Genomic DNA, 22,413 nt, shown 5'->3' with positions numbered 1-22,413 from the left:
AATTATGATTGACTCTGTATCCTTTTCCTTTCACCACAAAAAAACAGGATGCAGAGTCAATGGTAGATTTATTCTCACTCATAAAAGATTATCTTGTCGATCAGGAAGATGGAATTCGCCATTTAATTACGTGGTTTTTAAATCTCGTAATGGAGGAGGAAGCCCTCCTCCAGGTTGGTGCACAACGTTATGAGAGGACTGATTCTCGTAAAGCCAGTAGAAATGGCTACAAACCCCGAACCCTCCTTACCAAGTATGGAGAACTTGAATTATTAAAACCTCAATTCCGTGAGTTTCCCTTTGAAACTCAGGTATTTGAGAAATATTCCCGAGTTGAACAGGCCATCTTATCCGCTGTAGCTGAATCTTACCTGCAAGGCGTTTCCACCCGAAGGGTGGATAAGGTCATGACTGCTTTGGGAGTTGAGGGAATCTCAGCCTCTTCAGTTTCCAGAATTACAAAAGAGCTGGATGAGAAAGTTTCAGAATTTTTGTCAAAGCCAATAGAACACGAAATTCCTTATTTGTTTATTGATGCTACTTATCTCAAAGTAAGAGATGGACTTCATTACGAAAATAAAGCTCTCTTTATAGTTTCTGGAGTCAGGGATGATGGTTTTCGCGAGATTCTTGGAGCAAGATTGGCAGACAGCGAAGACTCTCTGTTCTGGCAAGATCTATTCGAAGACCTGAAAGAAAGAGGGTTAAGAGGTGTCAAGTTAATTGTTTCTGATGGTCATAAAGGAATACAAAAAGCAGTTAGAGAATCCTTCATCGGATCAAGCTGGCAGATGTGCCACGTTCATCTGATAAGGCAAGCTCTAAAAAAGGTTCAAAAAAAGAAGCAAAAAGAAGTAGCAGATAAGATAAAAGAAGCATTGGTAGACCGTCAAAAATACAATGATTTGATAAGGGAACTGGATAAGATGGAATATAAAAGTGCAGCTGATACTCTTGAGAATTTTCAGTATGATGTAATGAATTACATGCAGTTTCCACAGAGTCATTGGAGAAAAATAAGGACGACAAATATGATGGAGAGAACTAACAAGGAGATAAAAAGAAGAACCAAAGTTGTAGGAGCATTCCCTAACCAGGAATCAGTATTGAGACTGGTAGTCTCAATACTCATTGATATAAATGAAGACTGGATTACTGGAAACAGGTATATAGTAATGGAGCAGTAATCAAAAAAGAAGACTAAGGGGTATAGAGCAAATTTTACAGAAAATTAGGCACACTGCCTATACTGTATTTTTTTTCTTTATCCCACACTGCTACAATGTTAAAAGTTTGTTCTTCTCCTTGAAACTTATATTCAAAAACCGTAGAAGTATCTCCATTTTCTTTTCTATGCCTTTCAAGCATCTCCTTAATTCTTTTGTTTGATTTAGCTGCAATTACGAAATCAACTTTGTATTTCTCCATCTTTGAGATAACTTTTCTGTTAAAAAATTCTCTATCCATGTATACTGTTCCCACTTTTACTCCCATTTTTTCAATCCTTTCAAACAATGATTCCATAAGAATTGAATAATCTTTGCTTAATCCGTTGATGTCAATAACATCAAGTGTTAGCTTAGAATTCCCAATTACATCTAAAGTGCAGAAAGAATATCCCCATGAAGTTCCATTCTTTGGTTTGATTCCCCTTATACAGAGAGTGTCTCTGCATCCATAATATTCAACGTCATGAAAGTCAATAGCGATGTCATGAACATTGTTTTTAAGCTTCATCATCCTAAAAATTTCATTATTTATTTTTCGGAAAGAAGAGAGGATATATTCAATAGAATTGGATTTTATGTAATTGAAAATAGTATCAGCTGAAGGTATTCTTGTGTTTGGAACTTTTGATTTGAGATCATTACTTGCAGATTCAAGAGAATCAGTAGAAGATGTTGCCGCATGAAGTAAAACGTTAAGAAACTCTTGATAGCTGTAATTTGCTCCATCGGGTAAAGTTATTATATCAACGATGCTAAAGAATTCAGAAGACAAAGCCAGTAAACTGGCTGTGTCTACATCAGACATGGAGTCGTTTTTTGGAGTCATAGCAAACGACTTCATAGTCTTCAATACTTTTTTGATTATACCTTCAATTGTAAAAAACAGGTCTCGGAACTAAGGATATTCGGAACTACTGTATTTTTCTGTTTAAAGAAATGATTTATTTGCTGTAACCTGTTTTAATCTGTCGTAATCTTTTGTATTATCTGGCAGTCCACAGGCGGGAGGCAATTCTTGACTTCTTTCACAGAACACGGGCATAAAGCGATAAGGGACAGAATACCGGATATCCTCAGGGATTCCGGCAGGGATTTTGCCGTAAAAGAAATTTCAGATCCTGAATTCCTTCTGGAGCTGGAGAGAAAACTTGAAGAAGAACTGGCTGAGTATCTTGAAAGCAAAGAGGCTGAAGAGCTTGCTGACCTTCTTGAAGTAATTTACAGAATTGCAGAACTCAGAGGCTTTTCTAAAGAAGCCCTTGAATCGGTAAGATTGAAAAAGAGAAAGGAAAGTGGGGGGTTTGAAAAGAATCTGATTTTGCTTAACATGGCTGATGAAAACCGTCTCTGTCGTGGTCCTCCTGCAGCTTCAAAAGAATTCCCCCGTGTGGTTTTCAGGCCTGAAAATTCAGAGGTAATCGAGAAATACGGGGTCCGTATGAGGATTTACACAACCAGAGCAGACTCCCCGAATGCTGCTGTCCTTTATCAGGAAACAGAGTCCGGGCATGCGGAAGAATTCGTTCACGAAAAAAGTGATTTCCTTTATTATATCCTGGAAGGGTCAGGCACATGGATAGTTGAGGACAGAGAATTTGAAGTAAGATCAGGAGACGTAGTAGTTGTGCCTGCGGGAAAAAGATTCTGGTTTCGCGGAAACCTTAAGCAGATCTGCATAACAGCTCCTGCATGGGATGAAAGATATGAGAGGCACATAAGGGATATTGAACTATAATCATTAAATTTTGTTTTTCTCTCTCACTTATTTTTCTCTCTCATTTATTTTTCTCTCTCATTTATTTTTCTCTCACTTATTATATTTTATCTGATTATACTCTGTTTGTTTTCCCTTCTAACCAATCTTCCTCATTATCCTAGCTCGAAACTTGTAACCCCATAGACCTTATCAAGCTCTATTACGGGTTCTTCCCGGCTGTACATGCGTATAGTTCTGAACATTACATTCATGTGATATTTCTTCGCTATTTCCATTGCTTTTTTATTTGGTTCGGGAACATCAAAATAAAAGGTTTCTTCAGGAACTGAAGCCCTGAGTGCCCTGAAAATTTTTTCTGCCGTACACTGCTCGTCCGCAAAAAGGGGGCCTATCTTATAGCCCTGTCTGCATTTCCTTATAACGCCGTACCCTTTAAGATCTCCGTCTTCCTGGGCTGCAAAAGCGTAAGAGTCTGGCTGTTTGATCCATTTTTTCAGAAAACCTTGCCTTGGGGCAGGAAACATTCTTCTATCGTATTCAAGCAGCTTTTCAAAAGGGATTTCCGAGATATCTACCAGCCCATCAGAGGTTTTTCCTCCTCCTCTGCCTTCAAAACGCAGGTTGCTGTAAGAGGATTTAAATTTCATAACTTTCTGGTACTTCTTTTCGTTTTCCACAACCCCGTCAAGCCCTATATTTCTGTCTCCCAGGTGCTCCAGGCATTTTTCGGTTAATTTCATTCCGATTTCTTTTTTCCTGAATTCGGGTTTGACCGCGTAAAGCCCGAGAAAACCAAATTCATCATCATATGCAACAGCTGAGGCACAGCCTGCTGGCTTGCCTCCAAGTTCTGCAATAAAAAAGCCTTCAGGGTCAGTCTCGTAAAAAAGTTCTCCATCATGGATGCCGGGATTCCAGCCTTCGGCAGCTGCCATCTCAATTGCGAATTCGGTTTCTTCCCGGTTCATTCTTCGGATTTCCAGGTTTTTTATCTCTTCCGAACTTTTACCCATGACAGTTAATATTCTCACTTTCTATTTATTCATTAAGTCTCTGCATTACCTGCTCTCCAGGATCTGGGTTACAGGCTTATGTTTTTCTTTTCCCTTTTTTCCCTGAATTTATCATAAGATATGCCGCTATAACCCCGGCTGATACAGGATATATCCCGAGAGGCGCTTTTGAGCCTGTTTCAGCTTCTGTTTTTTCTCCTGCAGTTGATTCGGTTTCTGAAGCGTCTTCAGTAAACATAAAAATGTCCATTGCGCCTTTACGCTTGTCCTGCCAGACTATCCTGTTGCCGTCTATTGAGGGGTTGCTTTCATATTCGGATGCTGTGGAAACCGTCTTTTCCTGCCCTGTGGCGATATCATATATAAAGATGTTTGTCCCTTTAATTCTCCCGTCAGCCCAGACTATCCTTCCGTCCGAGATAGCAGGGGTTTTCTGCGGGGAGGGGTCGGTGCAGACAGGTTTTTCTTTTCCGGTGGAAATCTCGTACATGTAAATGTCAAGGTTTCCTGCACGCCTGTCCTCCCATACGATGTAATCGCCTTCTATGACAGGGTTTGTCTGTGCCGCAGAATCCATTACCACAGGGCTTTCTTTCCCTGCGCTGATGTCGTACATGTAAATATCTTCATTCCCATTCCGTGTATCTTTCCAGACTATGATGTTTCCCCAGACTGCAGGCTGGCTCTGGTCAGCTTTATCATCTGTAATCCGGGTTTCCTCTTTCGTGGTGAGATCGTACATGTAGATATCTGTGTTCTGGTTCCTTCGGTCTGTCCAGACAATTATATCTTCTGAGATTGCAGGCTCTTTCTGCTCGGATTTATCCGAAGTAACCTGAACTTCCTTTTTAGTGGAGATATCATACATGTATATATCATAATTTCCTCTCCTGTTATCTGCCAGAACCACACGGCTGCCTGAGATTGCAGGCTCAATTTCATCTTTTGGACCGTTAAACAGGGAAGTTTCCGTCCTTCCAGCGGACATGTCATACATGTAGATGTCCCAGTTTCCGTCCCGCTCATCCTGCCAGACAATATAGTCTCCTGAAATTACAGGGGTGATCTGATTGCTAAAAGCCGAGTTAATCTCCTGCTCGCTTCCCTGCAAAGCCTCGCTGGCAGCCAGACCTACACATGCGCCCAGTACAATGAATAAAACAACTGAAATAAAACCAATTGAAAAGATGTTACGCTTCAAAGTTACACTTCCGGTATTCCCTCTCGCATTTCAGTACGGGTTGTTTTAATATAGTGTGCTTTTCAACTCAGGACTATTGGTTAAACCTGTTTTTCGTTTAAGGCTTTTACAGCACGGAATTGTTCAATATATGAAAAGCCTTTAAACAGTCCCCTAACAATAATGTCTTCCATACTTTTTAGCGATTTCCTGAATTTCAGTGTTTTCTTTTTTATGGGATATTGGTGTAAACCTGGCTCCGGAATAAATCTTAACCTCCCGTTTAAGCCTTTTCAAGCTCGATTTTGTTCTTTGTGAGTTTTGCCATTTTTTCATGAAACTCTTCTTCAAAATCCTTTTTTATGAGAAATTCAAACTCTACCGTATCCGAGTATTTTTCCTGCTCTATTCTCCCGTATTCCTCTACCAGCCTCCTTATCTTCTGGAGATCGGGATATCCGAAGCGAATTCTGAACCTTACCTCTTCAAATACCTCAACAGCACCTGCGTCTTCAATAGCTGAAACTGCAGTTTCCCTGTAAGCCCTTGAAAGCCTTCCAAAGCCCAGTTTTATACCCCCAAAATACCGGGTCACGACCACAACCGTGTTATGCAATCCTTTAGACTCGATTACCTTAAAAACAGGTTTTCCGGAACTGCCAGCGGGCTCTCCGTCATCGTCATATTTGAGCGTAAGGGACCCCTCTTCTTTAACAAGGTAAGCTGAAACATTATGATTCGCGTCTTTATGCAGCTTTTTTATTTCATTTATGAACGCTTTTGCTTCGGTTTCGGTTTTTACATGTCTGGAGTACCCGATAAATATAGAGTTTTTGAACTCTTTTTGAGCCTTTCCGGAACTTTTCAGGGTCTCGTAGTTATTCAGAGTTCTGCCTCAATATTTCTTATTTAATTACTTTTGCACTTAAGGCTTTAAAGTTTTACAGTGGCGCAACAGGAAAACACTTTAATATCTTTAAGTATTTTTCTGCTGCTCGCCTGCTCGCCCCTTTTCAAATTCTGCTTTTATTGCTCCCCATCAGCATATTTAATATCCTATCTCTCCTCCAATGTCAAAATCGAGCATTTATATGCCGGATATATTAAGATATATATTTATAGCGGGCCATTTATTGGAATATCTGGGACTACCTCGTTCTCGTATTTTTTTACCAAATCGAAAGGTTTTAATCTAATTGATTGGTCATGCATAAATATCTCATATGAATGTCTCATGAATTTGTATGAGATGGGTGTAAAAAAGGAAGAGAACTTTTAGAGGTAAAATTAATGAAAAAAATGTTAAAGATCATGGCAATGCTCCTTGTAATTGCTACTGTCGTCTTTGCAGCCGGTTGTGCTGAACAGACAGAAGAAGGAGCTACTGAAGAAGTTGTTGAAGAAACCCCCGTAGCTGAAGCACCTGCTGAAGACGAAATGGCTGAAGAAGTAGTTGAAGAAGAAGTACCTGCTGAAGAAGAAGTAGCTGAAGAAGCTACCGAAGAAGAAGTACCTGCTGAAGAAGAAGTAGCTGAAGAAGCTACCGAAGAAGAAGTACCTGCTGAAGAAGAAGTAGCTGAAGAAGAAGTAGCTGAAGAAGAAGTAGCCGAAGAAGAAGTAGCCGAAGAAGAAGTAGTTGAAGAAGAAGCTACTGAAGAAGAAGCTACTGAAGAAGCTAAATAAGAGTGAAACTTCTTAAGCGGTTTATTCTAAGTCACAATGCGCGTAGCCTTTTCAGGCTACATCTTTCTATTTTTGAAATTTATTCCCAATTTACAGTTATAGTCCCCCTCTTATTTCTGAAAAATGGATTTTATGTACTTTAATCCCGGAAAGTTTCGCTTTTTCTGCTCAGATTAAGTACTCGGGCAAATTTCAGGTCAGGAAATTATTGAGTCAGCTGAAGCTTTTGAAGATATGGAGCTTTTACATAACTCTTTTATTACTACAGGTCTCCGGGACAAAGCCGCAATGACATCAACACTTTTTATTATCTGGCTCCAGAGAATCATTCTCAGTTTTCTTTGGTCCTGTCCATGATAAATGACTGACTTTCTGCCTGAACCTGGCTAACTTCATTTATTCTTTTCTGGGAACGGAGGGTCTTTCAGCTCACTCTAAAAAATAAATGAAAACAAATGTTTTGAATTTATTTATTCTGCCCGTTCTGAAAAAGTGGGAGAGATATTTCATTTTTTTACCGGGTATTGCAAAATGCAGCTTTCCGATCACTTTTTTCAAATAGATTTTTCTGTTCACATTAATTTTATTGTAACTGTATAACGTGAAGCCCAATCTGACCTGAAATACTTTCAAACTTCTCTATTCAGATTCAATCTTTACTTTATAATTTACTATTTTATAAAGAAAATATTTTAAACTCTAAAGCTATTAATCTGTTGTTTTACTATTTATAAAAGTTTAATTATCTTACATAATTAATATTAAGGAAGAGTTTTCAGAGGTAAAATTAATGAAAAAAATGTTAAAGATCATGGCAATGCTTTTTGTGATTGCTACTGTTGTCTTTGCAGCCGGCTGTGCTGAACAGGGAGGAGAGGAAACAGTAGAGGAAGCTGCTGAAGAAAGCGCTCCCGTTGAAGAGACAGCCAGCGCTGAAGTGAATGCTTCCGGCGAAGAAATGCCCACCTATATCGTAGGTACTGAAGCCCAGTTCCCCCCCTTTGAGATTGTAGACTCCCGCGGGAAAGTGGTCGGCTTTGACGTTGACCTCCTGAACGCAATTGCTGAAGATCAGGGCTTTAAAGTCCAGTATCTTGACCAGGACTTTGCAGGCCTCATCCCCGCCCTTCAGACAGGAAACATTGACATCATTGCTTCAGGCATGACAATTACCGAGGAACGCGAACAGGAAGTCGATTTCAGCGAGCCTTATATTACCGCAGGCCTGGCTCTTGCCGTACCCATTAACAATGAAGAGATCCAGAGTGTTGCTGATCTTCAGGGCAAGACCGTAGCTGTCCAGACTGGATCCACCGGTTTCATGAAAGCAGAAGAACTCAAAGAAGCCGGAGTCATTGCTGAGATCAAAGACTTCCCTCACGTCAATGAAGCCATCGAAGAACTCAAGATTGGCGGCGCGGATGTAATGATCAATGATCTTCCAGTGACAGAAGCCTTTATTGCAACCCAGCCAGACGTGATTAAGATTGTGGGAGAGCCTCTCAACAGCGAGTCCTATGGGTTTGCTGTCCGCACAGGCAACACAGAGCTCCTTCAGAAGATCAACACCGGCCTTGAAAACGTCAAAGCAAGCGGCGAGTATGACGAACTTCTGACAAACCTGCCCAAATATATGGAAGAATAAACTTAACCAGATTTACTTCGAGAGCTGCATAATTTTTCTGCTCTCAATTTCTTTTCTTATTAATTTTGTTTTTTCATTCTCTCTTTTTTGATATCATCGGATTAGATAACCCACTGTTTTTCGTGATTTCCAACCCTGTCATTCTTAAAATATATTCGCTGATATGATAATTTAAAATGATTGAATTTATATAATGGAAAACACTTTTCAATTAATATATTTCTGCAAAACGCGTATTTCTATTGATATTCCTTTAAAATCTCTGCTGAAGACGCTGCTGAAGAGCTATTGCAGAGATATCCCAGAAAAAGAACCTTAATGCTGTATGCATTGTGAAGTATTCTAAATATTATCTACCCACATAACAAATTTATTATTTATAAAAAGTATTCCGTTTTATTAAGTAATTGAGGTTAGAGCTTGTCTCTCTTAGCGTCCTATATTCAACACGCTATCAATGTATTCCCCAGTCTGTTACGGGGTGCGGTAATTACCATAGAGGTCACTACCTTTGCGATATTCTTCGGGTTAATTCTGGGGACGATTGCAGCTTTCGGAAAACTCTCTAAAAGGGCTATTTTCAGGATCCCCAGTTCCGTATATGTTGACTTCATCAGGGGCACCCCCCTGTTTGTACAGATACTGCTTTTCTACTACGGAATTCCTGGCCTTATTATCGGGATCACAGGAGAACCGTTCAGGATCGACCCTATTCTTGCGGGCATTGCCGTTTGCAGCATTAACAGCGGAGCTTATAATGCAGAGATCGTGCGTGCAGGAATCAAATCCGTTGACAGGGGCCAGATGGAAGCCGCCCGTTCCCTGGGTATGACCGAAGGGCAGGCTATGAAGGAAGTTATCATGCCGCAGGCTGTGAGGCTGATCATTCCTCCCCTTGGAAATGAGTTTATAGCCCTTCTGAAAGACTCGTCCCTGCTTGCAGTGATCAGCGTACATGAGCTTTCAAAGAACGGTATGCTGTACGTTTCAAAGACGTTTGCAGCTTTCCCCACATACATCTCTGTTGCTTTTGTATACCTTGCATTGACCATGGGCATTTCACGCGTACTTAATCATATCGAGAGGAGGCTTGGTGTAAGTGATAGAAGTGAATAACCTCCACAAAAGTTTCGGAAACCTGAAAGTGCTTAAAGGAATCAGCGAAAAAATTAGGGAAAGTGAAGTCGTCTGTGTAATAGGTCCTTCAGGTTCCGGAAAAAGCACTTTCCTCCGTTGTCTGAACCTTCTTGAAACCCCCACATCAGGGGAAATCTGGATAGACGGGGTAAAAATCACAGACCAGGGAGCGAATATAAACAAGATCCGCGAAGAAGTTGGAATGGTTTTCCAGCGTTTCAACCTCTTCCCCCATATGACTGCCCTTAAAAACGTTGCCCTTGCTCCCATAAAAGTACGCGGGCTTCCTGAAAAAGAGGCTTATGACAGGGCTTATGACCTTCTTAAAAAAGTGGGGCTTGAAGACAAAGCCGATGTATATCCAGGTTCCCTTTCCGGAGGCCAGCAGCAGAGAGTTGCAATCGCACGAGCCCTTGCCATGCGTCCTAAAGTGATGCTCTTTGACGAGCCAACTTCAGCTCTTGACCCTGAGATGGTGGGAGAAGTCCTGAACGTCATGAAAGACCTGGCAAAAGAAGGCATGACAATGATTGTCGTGACCCACGAAATGGGCTTTGCCAGAGAAGTAGGAGACCGCGTGCTTTTCATGGATGACGGCATCATAGTCGAGAAAGGCACGCCTCAGGAAATCTTCTTTAATGCACAGAATGAGAGGACAAAGTCTTTTTTGAGCAAGATCCTTTAATAGCGCTTATTAATTGAAGATTTCTCCTTTTCCTCATAATTTTTATGGGATAGCTCCATTTAACCCCTGTATTTGTAATTGAGGTCAAAAAATGAAAGAAACCCTGAAATCTTATCTCGATCTCACACGCGCTCACTTTCTTCCTGCCTGGCCCCTCGTCTTTTGCTCAGGACTTGTGCTCGCTTTCGCAAATTACGGAGGCTTTTCCTGGGAGTTAATTATTAAGGCTGCACTGATAGGCCTGTTCGGGTTCGAAGCCGGCTTTGTGCTCAACGATTACGTGGACAGAAACAGAGACAGGCTTGATGTGGAAAATACCATGACAAGGTACTGGAGGCCTTTTAAAGAGAGGCCTATCCCTTCAGGCAGGATCTCTTCAAAAAATGCTTTCTGGCTGTTTATTTTGCTTGCGTTAGTCACTTCAGCCCTGATTTTCACCCTTCCCTATCCTAATTCACTTTACGTTTTTGCGATCATGCTGTACTCTTACGGCATCGAGGCTTTTTATCAGGTAAAAAAAAGAGACCAGAAACTTCCTGTTGCCCAGCTTCTCGGAAGGACGGATTTTACCCTTTTTCCGGCAGCAGGCTATCTATGCTACGGACAGCCGGATATGACCATACTGCTCTATATGGTTTTCTTTTATCCCTGGACGATGGCTCATCTGGGGCTGAATGATTTCATTGACCTGGAAAATGACCGGGCAAGGGAGATGAAATCAATAGCTGTCCTTTACGGTGCAAAAGGGTCCATGTACTGGGTTACAGGTTTTACGCTCCTGCATTTCTTTATGTCCATTTTCTTCCTCAGGGAACTGGGGAACATCGCTCTCTATGGTTTCTTCGCAGGCTTTGTGCTTCTTGCAGGCTCAAACCTCTATCTCTGGAGAGAAATGAGTCCAGGTGCCGGAATGAAGATCCTGCCCATTTATCACAGCACCCTTGTGATCTATGCGGTTTCGATCATTCTGGACTTTATTTATTAAATCTGTAACCGTGTCCGTGCCTGCATGAAGGCTTAATTTAACCTGAAATCAAATTCACCTGAAAAAAGGCTAAAACAGCTGAAAAACGATTTTTTTACGCGGGCTGTTTTTCTTTTCCTTCTTTTTCGAAGCAAGATCCTTTTCCGGTTCAATTTAGCAAGATTTAATTATTTCCTCCTCTCATCTGCTTTAAGTCTTTAAAGAAGAGGGTCTGCAAATGAATAAATGGATAAAAATTCTTGGAGGGCTCATCTTATTTGTTCTCCTTCTGTTCATTTTGGGTTCCCTGTACATGGAAAACCAGAGTGAAAAGATGTATAATGACAGCCTTATGAGTAGCTATGATTACAGTATAACCATAACAAGCAACAGCACTCTTCAAAATGTAACTCTATATTTGCCTGTTCCGGTTTTTGATAATAAATCCGGGATCGGGCTGGAAATGGTGAATGGAGACTATTACAATAAGCCTTCGGACTGGAATCTCAGCCTTGAAGATACTGAATACGGGTTAATGTTCAAAATAGAAGCTGCCGAAATTCAGCCGGTCTATCATTCTCTTCCTGTGGCTGTGCCAGAGCCTGAGCCCGGGTCTGATGATTTTGAAAATGAAATTCCGGAGGCGGAGCAGATTGTGGAATCTCACGAGTACTCCGAGGAAACTCCGGTTCTCGCCTCAATTGACTTCGGGACCTCCTTAAAAGCCGACCATCCGATCAATACAAGATTCCCTTATGGCAACGAATCCGTACTTCTGCCCAAACATAATCTCAGGGAATCCGAAGAAAGACCGGAAATACCTTTACCCGATTATATTAATCCCGCATATTTCGATTATGAAAGCATGGTGTACGCAAATTATGATGCATCTCCTGATGCTGAGGTCCAGATTTTCGTCGAGATGGAGGGCAGAAACGAGTGGTGGATCTACGGCTGGCAATTCAACGAATACACTGATAGGATCTCTATACAGCTAGCAGGCCCGCAGGAAGGCTGGGTTCGGGCGGAAGGAAAACTTACTACAGGAGATGGAATTTACAGAGAATAACCCTCTTCCCCTTCTTCTTCTTCTTCTTCTTCTTTTTTATTTTTACGAAAACAGGTTTGGTACAAAATGGCTGCCCCGCCAAGTTTCTTATGGCTTTCAACCTTATCTTATCCCGGGATGTTTGAAGAAATCCAGGTTAAAAAAACCCTCAATAAAATCAAGGAAACAAGCAGGCTCTCACTGCCGTTCCAGTGGGATCTGAACGTTTATAGGGGATGCGAGCACGGCTGTAAATACTGTTATGCACTGTATTCTCACAGCTATCTGGAGAAAGAGGAAAAAGCCTCATCTTCAGAGGAGGAAGACTCAGATTTTTTTCGGAAAATCTATGTAAAGACAAACATTGCAGAAGCCCTTGAAAAACAGCTCGGATCTCGTTCCTGGAAAAAAGAGGTAATCAATATAGGCGGGGTATGTGACAGCTACCAGCCTGCTGAGGAAAAATACGGTTTGATGCGTAAAGTTCTGGCTGTAATGATCGAATACAAAAACCCGGTTACCATATCCACAAAATCCGATCTCATACTCAGAGATTACGACCTTCTTGAAGAACTTGCCGAACTTACGCAGGTAAATATTGCGGTCACGGTTACAACCGTAGATGAAGAGCTGAGCTCTATACTGGAACCCCTGGCTTCTTCTCCTGAAAAACGTTTTTCAGTCCTCCGGGCTTTTAAAGACACAAAAGCCACCACCGGGCTCCATATGATGCCAGTTCTTCCTTTCCTTACAGACAGCCCTCAGAACCTCGAACAGGTTCTTTCCCATGCAGCAGAATGTGAGGTGGATTATGCTCTTCCGGGACTGCTTTATCTGAGGGGAGAAACCAGAAAGAATTTTTTCAATTTTCTTGCGTGCAGTTTTCCCGGACTTCTGGACCCCTACCGTAAATTGTACGCAAAAGGCGGGGCTGACAGAGCTTATAAAGCTGAACTTTACGGGATAATCAGGAGTCTTATGGAAAAATATCATCTCTCAGCCGATTACATGAAACCTCTGGAAATAAAACTCTCTCGCCCAAAACAGCTCAAGCTGACGGATTTTTAAGAATGATTTAATTCTTCACTGGAGTCTGAAAAAAAGAAAGTTTGTTTTGAGGTAATCCGAAAACTATTTTCTGAAATATTCCATGTCTTTATTTTTCGCAGCTGCATGAAATATTGCCTTTCAGGATCTCTTTCCAGTCTCCTATTACATCATGAGTCCAGCAGTCGTCTGCGCCTGCGGCTTCCCTCATTACCAGGGCAAAGATATATGAGAGCTCTTTGACTGTGGCTCCTGCTTCAAGTGCTCCCTTGAAGTGCTTCAGGACACAGGGTTTGGACCTGGCTTTAATCGAGAGGGCAAAGCAGATGAACTGATAGGTCTTTTCGTCAATCATCCTTTTTTCGGCATAGAGCTTGTCAATCTCGTCCAGCTTTTCCGTGAATTCAGGAAAAAATTCTTCCAGCATTCTCATTTTTATGGCTCCTTTTTTACCTGTATTTTATATGTTAACAGCGTGAAATCTCTAAGCGTATTATGATATTTTTTATATTTAAACATTGGTTCAAAAACTTTTGAAACCATTCATCTTCCCGGTTTCTTCATCATTTCCCAGCATTTTTCCGTTTATTTATCCAGTTATTCTCTCTGGTCTGTCTTTTTAAGCAACTTTTTGTAGTCGCTCTCTGATAGGCTCTCCTGTTCAAGACTCCTGTTGTGATGTTTTCCATTAATAATGCCTGTATACACCCGGCATGTCTGCTCATAAATCCTGTCCCAGTCATATTTTGGAAGCCCTTCAGCTGCTTTCCGGGCAAATTCAGTTCTCAGTTCCGGGTTCTCAATAAGGGTTTCAAGGCAGGATGAAAATTCCGTGAGGTCTTCTGCAAGAAAACCGTCTACACCGTGCTCAATAATATCCGAAACACCGCTGTGGTTCATTGCCACAACAGGGACTTTTTTCAAAATTGCTTCCAGTATTGAAATCCCGAACCCTTCGTCTCCGGATGGGTGAGCAAAGATGTCAGCCTGCTCAAGATAATCAAGCACTTTATTCCGGGTTATTTCCCCTGTAAAATAGAAATTATCGGATAAGCCGCACTTTTTTACTCTCTTTTCCAGCTTTTTTGTAAGGGGTCCGTCTCCTATCATAACAAACATCAGGTTTTCGTGTTTTTTAAGCAGGGCAGGGGCAAGCTTTACAAGGTGATGGACTCCTTTTTTTCTTGTCATTCGGGCTACACTGGCGATCACGATTTTTTCTTCCCTGTTGATGGGAAGGGTAGCTTTACAGCTGTTTTCTTCACATTCGATCCCATTAAATATCCTGTAAACTGGCTTTTTTGTCATCAGTTTTGAATCCTTCTCAACTGCAGAACTAACTGCAATTACGGCATCCGCATTCCTGACAAGCAGTTTGCCGGCAAGGTAGAGAGCAGGGCTGAGAGCTGTGTGTCCTACAAGGGAATGGTTTGTAACTACGGAAGGAAGCCCGATTTTTCTGGACATGAGCAGAGCAGCCATGCTTAGCGGTGAGTCAAGCCCGTGAGAGTGAATCATATCATAATTTTCCGATCTCAGAAGGTTGTAGAGTTCTTTATATGCCCCGGGCATCATGAAACGCTTCTGTCCCGGAAAGGGATCACTTCCTACCCTTATTATCTTAATTCTGTCCCTCATGCTGTACTGAGGGATGCCGGGATAGCTCCTTGTAATAATATGGACTTCATGTCCTTCCTGGATCAGGGTTTTTGCAAGAGAATGCATACAATACTCGATTCCCCCTATTTTTGGGAAATACCAGTCACTGATTAATGCGATTTTGTATCTTTCCAGATCTTAAACCCCCCATAATAAAACAGATACAGGATACCTATCAGGCTGCTTAGCCCGTAGGACACAAACCGCTCGAGAAATACGAAACTGCCTGCTGAAGCAGGGGACATCCCAAAATACAGGAGAAGTGAAACCAGGCCTCCCTCTACGATTCCCAGCCCTCCGGGAGTGATTGGCAGGCATCCGAGTACGAGGTAAAGGACTGAGAACACTATTATAATATCCATGGACAGAGGGAGGGAAAGGGCGGAAGCTACCAGCTTGATGCGTATCACATCAAGTCCCCAGACCAGGCAGGACAGGAGGAGTACAGGGACAAAAGACCTGTTCAGCTGTTTCCAGTCCTGATATAACTTTCTCGTGAAAATGGAAGATTTTCTTATGAGGATCCTCACTCCTATTCCTCCCCCTATCAGGATTAAAACCCATAGCAGGGAAGAATTAAACGTTAGAATTTTTCTCTGGAGATGGAGAAGGCTTTCAAAAGAAGGGGATAAATACAGGATGTAAAGAAACAGCAGGGCAACAGGAATTGCTTCAACCAGTCTTTCAAAAAGGATAGTTATGACAGCGTGGGTATACGTGATCCCAAAACTCCTGTTAGCCCAGATTATGCGCAGGGACTCTCCTCCTGTCCTGCTTGCAGGAGTAATATTATTCACGAACGCTGCTCCAAACATAATCGGGAGGAGATTTACGGCTTTAAGGTTATATCCAATGGAAGAGAGCACCTGCTGCCAGCGGACTGCAAAAAAGTACACGCTCAGCAGATAAACTGAGGATGCCAGAAAAACATACATAATCCGTGTATCACTGAGGATCTTCCAGCTTTCTTCCAGCAAGGGCACAATTTCTGCCCGGTTACTGACGACCAGTAATATTGCTGTAAGCACCAGGAAGGCTGCAGTGGCTTTCTTCAAGGCTTCCAGATCCAACAATACACCTTCATAAAGGGTTCAACGCGGAAGTATTGTCAGCGTGGCTTTTTCCATGGTCGAACTGCCCCCATTCTGGATTATTTTCATCAATCAATGAGATTTGCAGTCCGGACTGTCGTCTATCAGGCAAGTTTCCAGACTGAAAAATCACTACCTTACGTTTTAAACCCCTGAATTATTTTTCCCTACTCCCTGGTAAATGGCTCGCAAAGAATGACTTTTGTTTTCCCATCCATTTCCCATTCTAAATTAGGCTCTTTTTATATAATATCTGCCATCATTATGTTTTCTAATGTGCTGAGTTTTCTGTATGTTTTTCTGGTCCGGAAGCTGTAGTTCCCGGGGAGCTTTCTTCGGGCTGGAAGCCTTTTTTCAGGACTTCATTTTCTTCCGTGTAGCCTGTAGCTTACACAAAGCGTTATCTTCTATCATGACAAAGGGGGGTAAGGGATTCATTTCGATATGGGTTTCAAGTATTTTTCTTGAGGGGGCAAAAATATATGTTATACAGAAGACTTGGCAGGACGGACGAAAAAGTTTCCATACTGGGTTTTGGCACCATGCGTCTCCCTGTTATAGGGGGAGATGATACCCGGGTTGATGAGGAAAAATCCATAGAGATGATCCGTTATGCCATCGATTCCGGTGTTAATTACATTGATACTGCCTATCCTTACCATGGTGGCATGAGCGAATCCGTTCTCGGGAAGGCTCTTGAAGACGGCTACCGTGATAAAGTCTATATCGCAACCAAACTCCCGAGCTGGCTGGTTGCAAGCAGAAAAGACATGGACAGGTATTTGAACGAACAGCTTGAAAGGCTTAAAACTGATTCCATTGATTTCTATCTGGCGCACGCTTTAAACAGTGACTTCTGGGATCTGGTTAAAAAGCATGGAATTTTTGATTTCCTTGACTCTGCCCTTGAGGATGGCAGAATAAAATATACGGGATTCTCCTTCCATGACAGCCCTGAATTGTTTAAGGAAATAGTCGATTCTACCCGTGGACTCTATGTCAGATACAGTACAACTTTATGGATGAAAATTTCCAGGCAGGAAAAGACGGTTTGATGTATGCCGCGTCAAAGGGCCTTGGTATAGTTATTATGGAGCCCATGCGAGGGGGTTACCTTGTCTCAGGGATGCCACCTGAAATTCAGGAAATCTGGGATTCTGCTGATATACAGAGAAGCCCTGTTGAATGGAGCCTTCGATATCTGTGGGACTATCCGGAAATAGCTGTGGTACTTAGCGGGATGTCTGAGATAAAACATGTTGAAGATAACGTAAAATTCGCGTCTGGAGGTCTTCCGGACTCCCTGACTGAGAGGGAAAGAGAGCTCATTTCGCGTGTAAAAAAAATCTACATGTCAAAGACCAGGGTTAACTGTACCGGATGCCGGTATTGTATGCCCTGCCCTTCAGGAGTGAATATCCCTGAGAATTTCAAGTACCTCAATAATGCTGAAATGTTTGATAACGCAGAAGGAGAAAAAGCTCTGTACAGCGGCCTTGAAGGACAGGCTTCAAACTGTACGGAATGCGGACAGTGTGAAGAAAAGTGCCCTCAAAAAATTCCTGTCAGTCAGATGCTAAAAGAGGTTGTTAAATTATTTGGGAAATGATCCCCTCAAAATCAAAAATGGGTCATGCAGTCGCCTTAAAAACCGGAACCACAGTATGTAAGTATTATATTGGACTGCAGGTTTTTCTCCGGGCTGTTATGGTATTTATCTCAGCCATTCATCCATTACCATCCTGCATGCCCGGAATTCATCGAAAAAGGAATTGATCATCGAAAAAGGAATTGATCATAGAAAAAGGAATTGATATTACAATTCTCTCAGAGAATCGGTTTTTGCAAGTATTCTGGAAGAATGTGTCCTGAAAACAGGCCCATCTTTCTCTTTGAATTTTTAAGATAGATATCCATCTCAAGTTAGGTTCTCATTTTGTCCCCCATCCTTTAAAGAAAGTATAGCAGAAGGTTCCTCCGTGTTCTGCAGTCTTATGGAGTTCTTCTATTCCTTTTTCCCATTCTTCTTCTTTAATTATCTGCATTTTCAGGGACTGTTCTTTTACGCCTTCTACCATAGGGATGATGGTTTTCAGGATGAAGCCGTTCACAAGTTCGGGTTTGCTGGAATCTATATAAACCATTCTTGGCTCCACTCTTATTTTTTCAAACCCGGACTCCTGAAGAAGGGGGTAAATCTGGCGGCCGACCAGGGAGTTTCCTTTCATGTAAGCCTGAACCCGGATGAGACAGTTCCAGGCTTCAATGGCTTTTTTTCCTTCAGGATGGAAGTAGCAGGACCCATGGTCTCCTTCGATCACTGTAATCGTACCTCCGGGCTTGAGGACTTTCTTCAGGCTTTTTAAGGCTTCTTCCGGGCTTTGCAGGTGCTCAAGCACGAAACAGACAAAAATGTGGTCAAAACTGCTGTCTTCAAAAGGAAGAGAAAAAATATTTGCCTGCAGGAATTTAACATTTTTAATCCCATTTTTTTCAGTATTTTCCCTGGCTTTTTCAAGGGATTCCGGGGAAATGTCAATCGAAGTAATTTCCGCATCAGGGTTGTTTTTTGCCAGGATTACAGTCTGGGCTCCTATTCCGCAGCCGGCTTCTAGCACTTTTGCTCCGGGTGGATATACGGTGTCATGGTGGAGAAGTTTTTCAAGTGTTTCAGCCTGTACTGAAAGGCGGAGAGCCTCTCTTTCCGAATAACCATGCACATACTCGGTCATGTCTTATGATCCTCTTTTTCTAAATTAAATTTATATTAACTTGCACTGGTCAACATCTTCTGTTTTTAATGAGTTTTTCCACAGCTGTCCTTGAGATGCGACAAATTATGAGAATTTCTGCAGCTTTTAGTATAAGTTCTTAATAATGAAATTTCCCATTTTTTAATTTCTCTATTCCTCCTGCTTGCCCGTTTCTAACTGGACCAGAACCCTTTTTCTCTATAAAGAAATTGTTGTATTTATAAAAAAACTCATATAATAATAGGACATTCTAGGAATGGGGAGTTGGGTATATAGAAATGTACTCAAATGTAAGCTTTAAGCTGAGTTTCTGGTCCTGGCAGGCTTTTTGAATCCGGAGTGTACATCTGGTCTGAGCCTGCTTTTTCCTGTATCTCTTAAATGGGATTTCTCAAACACAGGTACTGCTTACACTGAGCTATGTTGCTACTCGCCTTTGCTTCCATCAGAACCTGAATCGTAGATAGTCCATGCTTATTGAATTCTTGTATAAACTATGGGCTCCAGCACCGAATAATCTGGACTATATAAACTGGGAGGATAACTGTATATGGATAAAAAGATGATTAACGAAAAAAGCAAAGAGGAGCAGTTGGAAAAGTTCCATGAAGATCCGGAACGTGAGTTTTTAACTACAAATCAGGGAGTCAGGGTAAATAATACGGACATCTCACTCAAAGCAGGAGAAAGAGGACCCACCCTTCTTGAGGACTTTCACTTCAGAGAAAAATTAACTCATTTTGACCATGAAAGAATTCCTGAAAGAGTCGTTCACGCCAGAGGCTCAGGTGCGCATGGTTTTTTCCAGGTATATGAACCCATAACAGAATATACAAGTGCGAAATTCCTGCAGGACCCTAATAAAAAAACCCCGGTTTTTGTTCGTTTTTCTACCGTTGTAGGGTTCAGGGGCTCGGCAGATACTGTCAGGGATGTCCGGGGTTTTGCTGTTAAATTCTACACTGAGGACGGAAACTATGACCTTGTCGGCAACAACATGCCTGTTTTTTTCATTCAGGATGCAATAAAGTTTCCCGACCTGGTTCATGCGATCAAGCCTGAGCAGGATAACCAGATTCCCCAGGCTTCTGCAGCGCATGATACTTTCTGGGACTTTGTGTCATGCCACCATGAAAATGCGCATATGATCATGTGGGTTCTTTCAGACCGTGCACTTCCAAGAAGCTACCGGATGATGGAGGGTTTTGGGGTTAACACCTTCCGTTTTGTCAATGCCGAAGGTAAGGGCAGGTTTATAAAATTCCACTGGAAGCCCATGCTTGGAATTCATTCCCTTGTCTGGGACGAAACTCAGAAAATAGCAGGAAAAGACCCTGATTTTAACCGTCGTGATCTCTGGGATGCCATTGAGATGGGAGCCTATCCTGAGTTTGAGTTAGGGGTGCAGATCCTGGAGGAAGAGGATGAATTCAAATTTGACTTTGATATTCTCGACCCTACAAAGTTATGGCCGGAAGAGGATGTACCAATAAAATGGATAGGGAAAATGACCCTGGACCGCAACCCTGATAATTTCTTTGCTGAGACCGAGCAGGTTGCGTTTTGCCCTGCGAATGTGGTTCCGGGAATTGACTTTTCCAATGACCCTCTCCTGCAGGGACGGCTTTTCTCGTATCTTGATACACAACTGATCCGCCTTGGAGGTCCTAACTTCCAGGAGATTCCAGTTAATCGGGCGCTAGCACCGGTGGCTAACAATCAGAGGGAAGGATATAACCGTATGACAATAAACAAGGGCAAAACGAGTTATTTCCCGAATACTGTAGGAGATGGCAAGCCAAGGCCAGCTTCTGCAGAAGAAGGCGGTTATGTCCATTATATGGAAAAAGTGGAAGGCAAGATAATCCGTTCCCGCAGCGAAAAGTTCAAAGATTTTTTCAGCCAGGCAAAATTATTCTGGAACAGCATGTCGAAACCTGAAAAAGAACATATTATAGAGGCTTTCCATTTCGAAATAGGAAAGGTCAAGGACAAGAAAATCAGGCAGGCAGTTGTTGATATGTTCAATAACGTCGATGGCGACCTGGCAGTAGAGATCGCAAAAGGGGTCGGTGTCTCTGCTCCGGCACAGAAAGGAGGTTCTCCTGTAGCTAAAGAATCGCCAAATTTGAGCCAGGAACGCAGTGAACGTAATGTGAAAAATACTATCAAAACCAGGAAAATCGCCATCCTTGTCGCGGACGGATATGACCACAAAGACCTGAGCCAGGCAATGCAGGCTCTGGAAGCCGGCGGAGCAAAAGCCGACATTATCTCAAAATTCCAGGGCATGCTGAAGAGCTCGGACGGTCAGGAAATTGAAGTTGACAAAAATTACCGCACTACAGAATCGGTTCTGTATGATGCTGTATACATCCCCGGAGGAAAAGAAAATGTGGAAACCCTGAAAAAGCATGGGGACGCTATCCACTTCGTCAATGAAGCTTTCAGGCACTGCAAGCCTCTGGGTGCAACAGGCGAAGGAGTCGAATTATTTAAAGCTGCCCATCTTCCGGATATAAAACTCGCAGGAAAGAGTTCTGCTGATAAGGTGGTTTCCGATAAAGGGGTGGTGACCGCCAGAAATGAAGGGGACAGAAGCTCTTTTAATGAGTCTTTTACCATCGCAATTGCACAGCACCGCCACTGGAACAGGGAGAAAAAGGAACAGGTTCCTGCCTGAACTCTTTAAGGAAGAGTTCTCCGGCTTTATTTTTTAACCGTTTCTCTCTTTTTTCTTCCTCTTTAATTCTATTTTTAATCTTTTTATTTTACTTCCTTTTAACTCACTTTCATCATTTCATTTTTGACCTTTTTATTTTACTTCCATTCTTTACCCTATTTTCATCATTTCTATTTATTTTCAATTTCTCATTTACCTTACTTTCAACCTTTTTATTTATTTTCAATTTCCCTTCTCTGAAACCGGAAAGCTAACTCTGGAGAATTTACTCTATATCTTTAAAAAAGGCCTGATTTTTTCTGAACTGGAAAAAAGACCTGATGTATTTAGGAATAGTTATAATGAATTTGATAATTCTCGAATTCTACTTTAAAAAAGCTGAATTACTCAGGTTTCCATGATAAGCCTGTTTTTTGCCATTAAATGGGTAATGGAGGTTTGCCCGGGAGAATTTTCTCCCGAGGTGTTTTTATATTGGATTTTGAAAATGGGTTGACTTTTTTGAGTTCTTTAAGGGTAAATACTTTCACTCATCATCGATGGCACTGACGTACCTGGGAAATAAGAGAATAAAATTTTCCTGGTAAGACTTTCCATCCTTACTGATATTGAGATCCCACACGATCTCAGGTTCCCTGGCTATTGCTTTTGTTTGAATCATCTTTTTCCTCCCTGTTTCACCTCTTGTCTTCATGAATCTGTCTTTTTCTATTCTGCTGGACATCTCCCGGGACGCACGTTACCCGGGGATAAGCGCCAGCTGACTGCATATCTGTTCGCTTTGCAGATAGTGGATTGATTTCTATCCTTTTTTATTAAAACTCGAAAACTACGTAAGGATATGGATCTGGATAACAGGTCTTAGTTCTAAAGGTAACG

General features: G+C 41.9%; 20 protein-coding genes and 1 pseudogene. 12 read left to right on the top strand and 9 right to left on the bottom strand.

Annotated elements, in window-relative coordinates:
- The first annotated feature begins 8 nt into the window (after positions 1-8).
- Positions 9-1,187 carry an IS256-like element ISMma16 family transposase gene (locus MSMAS_RS14615; protein WP_011034859.1) on the top strand — a complete coding sequence of 393 codons (1,179 nt, stop codon included), beginning with the start codon at positions 9-11 and terminating at the stop codon, positions 1,185-1,187.
- Positions 1,188-1,245: 58 nt separating this feature from the next.
- On the opposite strand, the pseudogene MSMAS_RS17930 reads toward MSMAS_RS14615, so the two are convergent.
- Positions 1,246-2,070 (bottom strand): annotated as a pseudogene (locus tag MSMAS_RS17930) (ISH3-like element ISMma1 family transposase); the annotation flags it as partial.
- A gap of 174 nt (positions 2,071-2,244) precedes the next feature.
- On the opposite strand from MSMAS_RS17930, the gene MSMAS_RS14605 reads away from it, so the two are divergent.
- The gene (locus tag MSMAS_RS14605) at positions 2,245-2,964 is read left to right on the top strand and encodes a cupin domain-containing protein (RefSeq protein WP_011033866.1); all 720 of its coding nucleotides are present in this window, start codon (positions 2,245-2,247) and stop codon (positions 2,962-2,964) included.
- Between the two features lie 134 nt (positions 2,965-3,098).
- Here the strand turns inward: MSMAS_RS14605 and MSMAS_RS14600 are convergent, their stop codons facing one another.
- From MSMAS_RS14600 to MSMAS_RS14590, 3 genes are all read right to left on the bottom strand, one after another.
- Positions 3,099-3,959 carry a GNAT family N-acetyltransferase gene (locus MSMAS_RS14600; RefSeq protein WP_015412200.1) on the bottom strand — a complete coding sequence of 287 codons (861 nt, stop codon included), beginning with the start codon at positions 3,957-3,959 and terminating at the stop codon, positions 3,099-3,101.
- 76 nt (positions 3,960-4,035) lie between these two features.
- A complete protein-coding gene (locus MSMAS_RS14595; RefSeq protein ID WP_011033868.1) occupies positions 4,036-5,160 on the bottom strand; it encodes a hypothetical protein in 1,125 nt (374 codons plus the stop codon).
- A gap of 262 nt (positions 5,161-5,422) precedes the next feature.
- Entirely contained in the window at positions 5,423-5,965 is a 543-nt protein-coding gene (locus tag MSMAS_RS14590) for an IMPACT family protein (RefSeq protein WP_264357987.1), read from the bottom strand.
- A gap of 464 nt (positions 5,966-6,429) precedes the next feature.
- Here MSMAS_RS14590 and MSMAS_RS19605 point away from each other — a divergent pair, with 464 nt between their 5' ends.
- The 7 genes from MSMAS_RS19605 to MSMAS_RS14555 all read left to right on the top strand — a co-directional run bounded on the left by MSMAS_RS19605 (position 6,430) and on the right by MSMAS_RS14555 (position 13,369).
- Complete coding sequence (locus MSMAS_RS19605) at positions 6,430-6,822, top strand: hypothetical protein (protein WP_052728075.1); 393 nt, start codon at positions 6,430-6,432, stop codon at positions 6,820-6,822.
- Between the two features lie 790 nt (positions 6,823-7,612).
- Positions 7,613-8,467, top strand: a complete 855-nt coding sequence (locus MSMAS_RS14580; RefSeq protein WP_048046733.1) for a basic amino acid ABC transporter substrate-binding protein — start codon at positions 7,613-7,615, stop codon at positions 8,465-8,467.
- Positions 8,468-8,887: 420 nt separating this feature from the next.
- Positions 8,888-9,583, top strand: a complete 696-nt coding sequence (locus MSMAS_RS14575; RefSeq protein ID WP_011033872.1) for an amino acid ABC transporter permease — start codon at positions 8,888-8,890, stop codon at positions 9,581-9,583.
- Positions 9,567-10,289 (top strand): amino acid ABC transporter ATP-binding protein, encoded by a 723-nt coding sequence (locus MSMAS_RS14570; RefSeq protein WP_011033873.1) that lies wholly within the window; start codon positions 9,567-9,569, stop codon positions 10,287-10,289. The genes MSMAS_RS14575 and MSMAS_RS14570 overlap by 17 nt, the downstream gene beginning before the upstream one ends.
- 91 nt (positions 10,290-10,380) lie before the next feature.
- A complete protein-coding gene (locus tag MSMAS_RS14565; RefSeq protein ID WP_011033874.1) occupies positions 10,381-11,274 on the top strand; it encodes a prenyltransferase in 894 nt (297 codons plus the stop codon).
- 217 nt (positions 11,275-11,491) lie between these two features.
- On the top strand, positions 11,492-12,322 hold the full coding sequence (locus MSMAS_RS14560; protein ID WP_048040836.1) for a hypothetical protein: 831 nt from the start codon (positions 11,492-11,494) through the stop codon (positions 12,320-12,322).
- Positions 12,323-12,388: 66 nt separating this feature from the next.
- The gene (locus MSMAS_RS14555) at positions 12,389-13,369 is read left to right on the top strand and encodes an SPL family radical SAM protein (RefSeq protein WP_011033876.1); all 981 of its coding nucleotides are present in this window, start codon (positions 12,389-12,391) and stop codon (positions 13,367-13,369) included.
- 88 nt (positions 13,370-13,457) lie between these two features.
- Here MSMAS_RS14555 and MSMAS_RS14550 read toward each other — a convergent pair whose 3' ends face one another.
- The 3 genes from MSMAS_RS14550 to MSMAS_RS14540 form a co-directional block, all read right to left on the bottom strand.
- Complete coding sequence (locus MSMAS_RS14550; protein WP_011033877.1) at positions 13,458-13,781, bottom strand: carboxymuconolactone decarboxylase family protein; 324 nt, start codon at positions 13,779-13,781, stop codon at positions 13,458-13,460.
- A 164-nt stretch (positions 13,782-13,945) separates the two neighbouring features.
- Positions 13,946-15,085 carry a glycosyltransferase family 4 protein gene (locus MSMAS_RS14545; protein WP_268988872.1) on the bottom strand — a complete coding sequence of 380 codons (1,140 nt, stop codon included), beginning with the start codon at positions 15,083-15,085 and terminating at the stop codon, positions 13,946-13,948.
- A gap of 32 nt (positions 15,086-15,117) precedes the next feature.
- Positions 15,118-16,077 carry a lysylphosphatidylglycerol synthase transmembrane domain-containing protein gene (locus tag MSMAS_RS14540; protein ID WP_048045892.1) on the bottom strand — a complete coding sequence of 320 codons (960 nt, stop codon included), beginning with the start codon at positions 16,075-16,077 and terminating at the stop codon, positions 15,118-15,120.
- Between the two features lie 503 nt (positions 16,078-16,580).
- Between MSMAS_RS14540 and MSMAS_RS19600 the strand changes: the two genes are divergently transcribed.
- Complete coding sequence (locus MSMAS_RS19600; RefSeq protein WP_230633281.1) at positions 16,581-17,153, top strand: aldo/keto reductase; 573 nt, start codon at positions 16,581-16,583, stop codon at positions 17,151-17,153.
- Positions 17,117-17,707: an aldo/keto reductase gene (locus MSMAS_RS19595; protein WP_230633279.1), complete on the top strand. Its 591-nt coding sequence runs from the start codon at positions 17,117-17,119 to the stop codon at positions 17,705-17,707. Before MSMAS_RS19600 ends, MSMAS_RS19595 begins: the two co-directional genes overlap by 37 nt.
- Before the next feature lie 322 nt (positions 17,708-18,029).
- Here MSMAS_RS19595 and MSMAS_RS14530 read toward each other — a convergent pair whose 3' ends face one another.
- The gene (locus tag MSMAS_RS14530) at positions 18,030-18,830 is read right to left on the bottom strand and encodes a class I SAM-dependent methyltransferase (RefSeq protein WP_048040845.1); all 801 of its coding nucleotides are present in this window, start codon (positions 18,828-18,830) and stop codon (positions 18,030-18,032) included.
- 571 nt (positions 18,831-19,401) lie between these two features.
- On the opposite strand from MSMAS_RS14530, the gene MSMAS_RS14525 reads away from it, so the two are divergent.
- The gene (locus MSMAS_RS14525) at positions 19,402-21,534 is read left to right on the top strand and encodes a catalase (protein WP_048037737.1); all 2,133 of its coding nucleotides are present in this window, start codon (positions 19,402-19,404) and stop codon (positions 21,532-21,534) included.
- A 526-nt stretch (positions 21,535-22,060) separates the two neighbouring features.
- On the opposite strand, the gene MSMAS_RS19825 is transcribed toward MSMAS_RS14525, so the two are convergent.
- Complete coding sequence (locus MSMAS_RS19825) at positions 22,061-22,195, bottom strand: hypothetical protein (RefSeq protein ID WP_259637169.1); 135 nt, start codon at positions 22,193-22,195, stop codon at positions 22,061-22,063.
- Positions 22,196-22,413 lie beyond the last annotated feature (218 nt).

The sequence above is a fragment of the Methanosarcina mazei S-6 genome, assembly GCF_000970205.1.
Taxonomy (GTDB): domain Archaea; phylum Halobacteriota; class Methanosarcinia; order Methanosarcinales; family Methanosarcinaceae; genus Methanosarcina; species Methanosarcina mazei.
The sequence above is the reverse complement of the archived record's forward strand: the minus strand, read 5'-3'. Positions and strand labels throughout refer to the sequence as shown.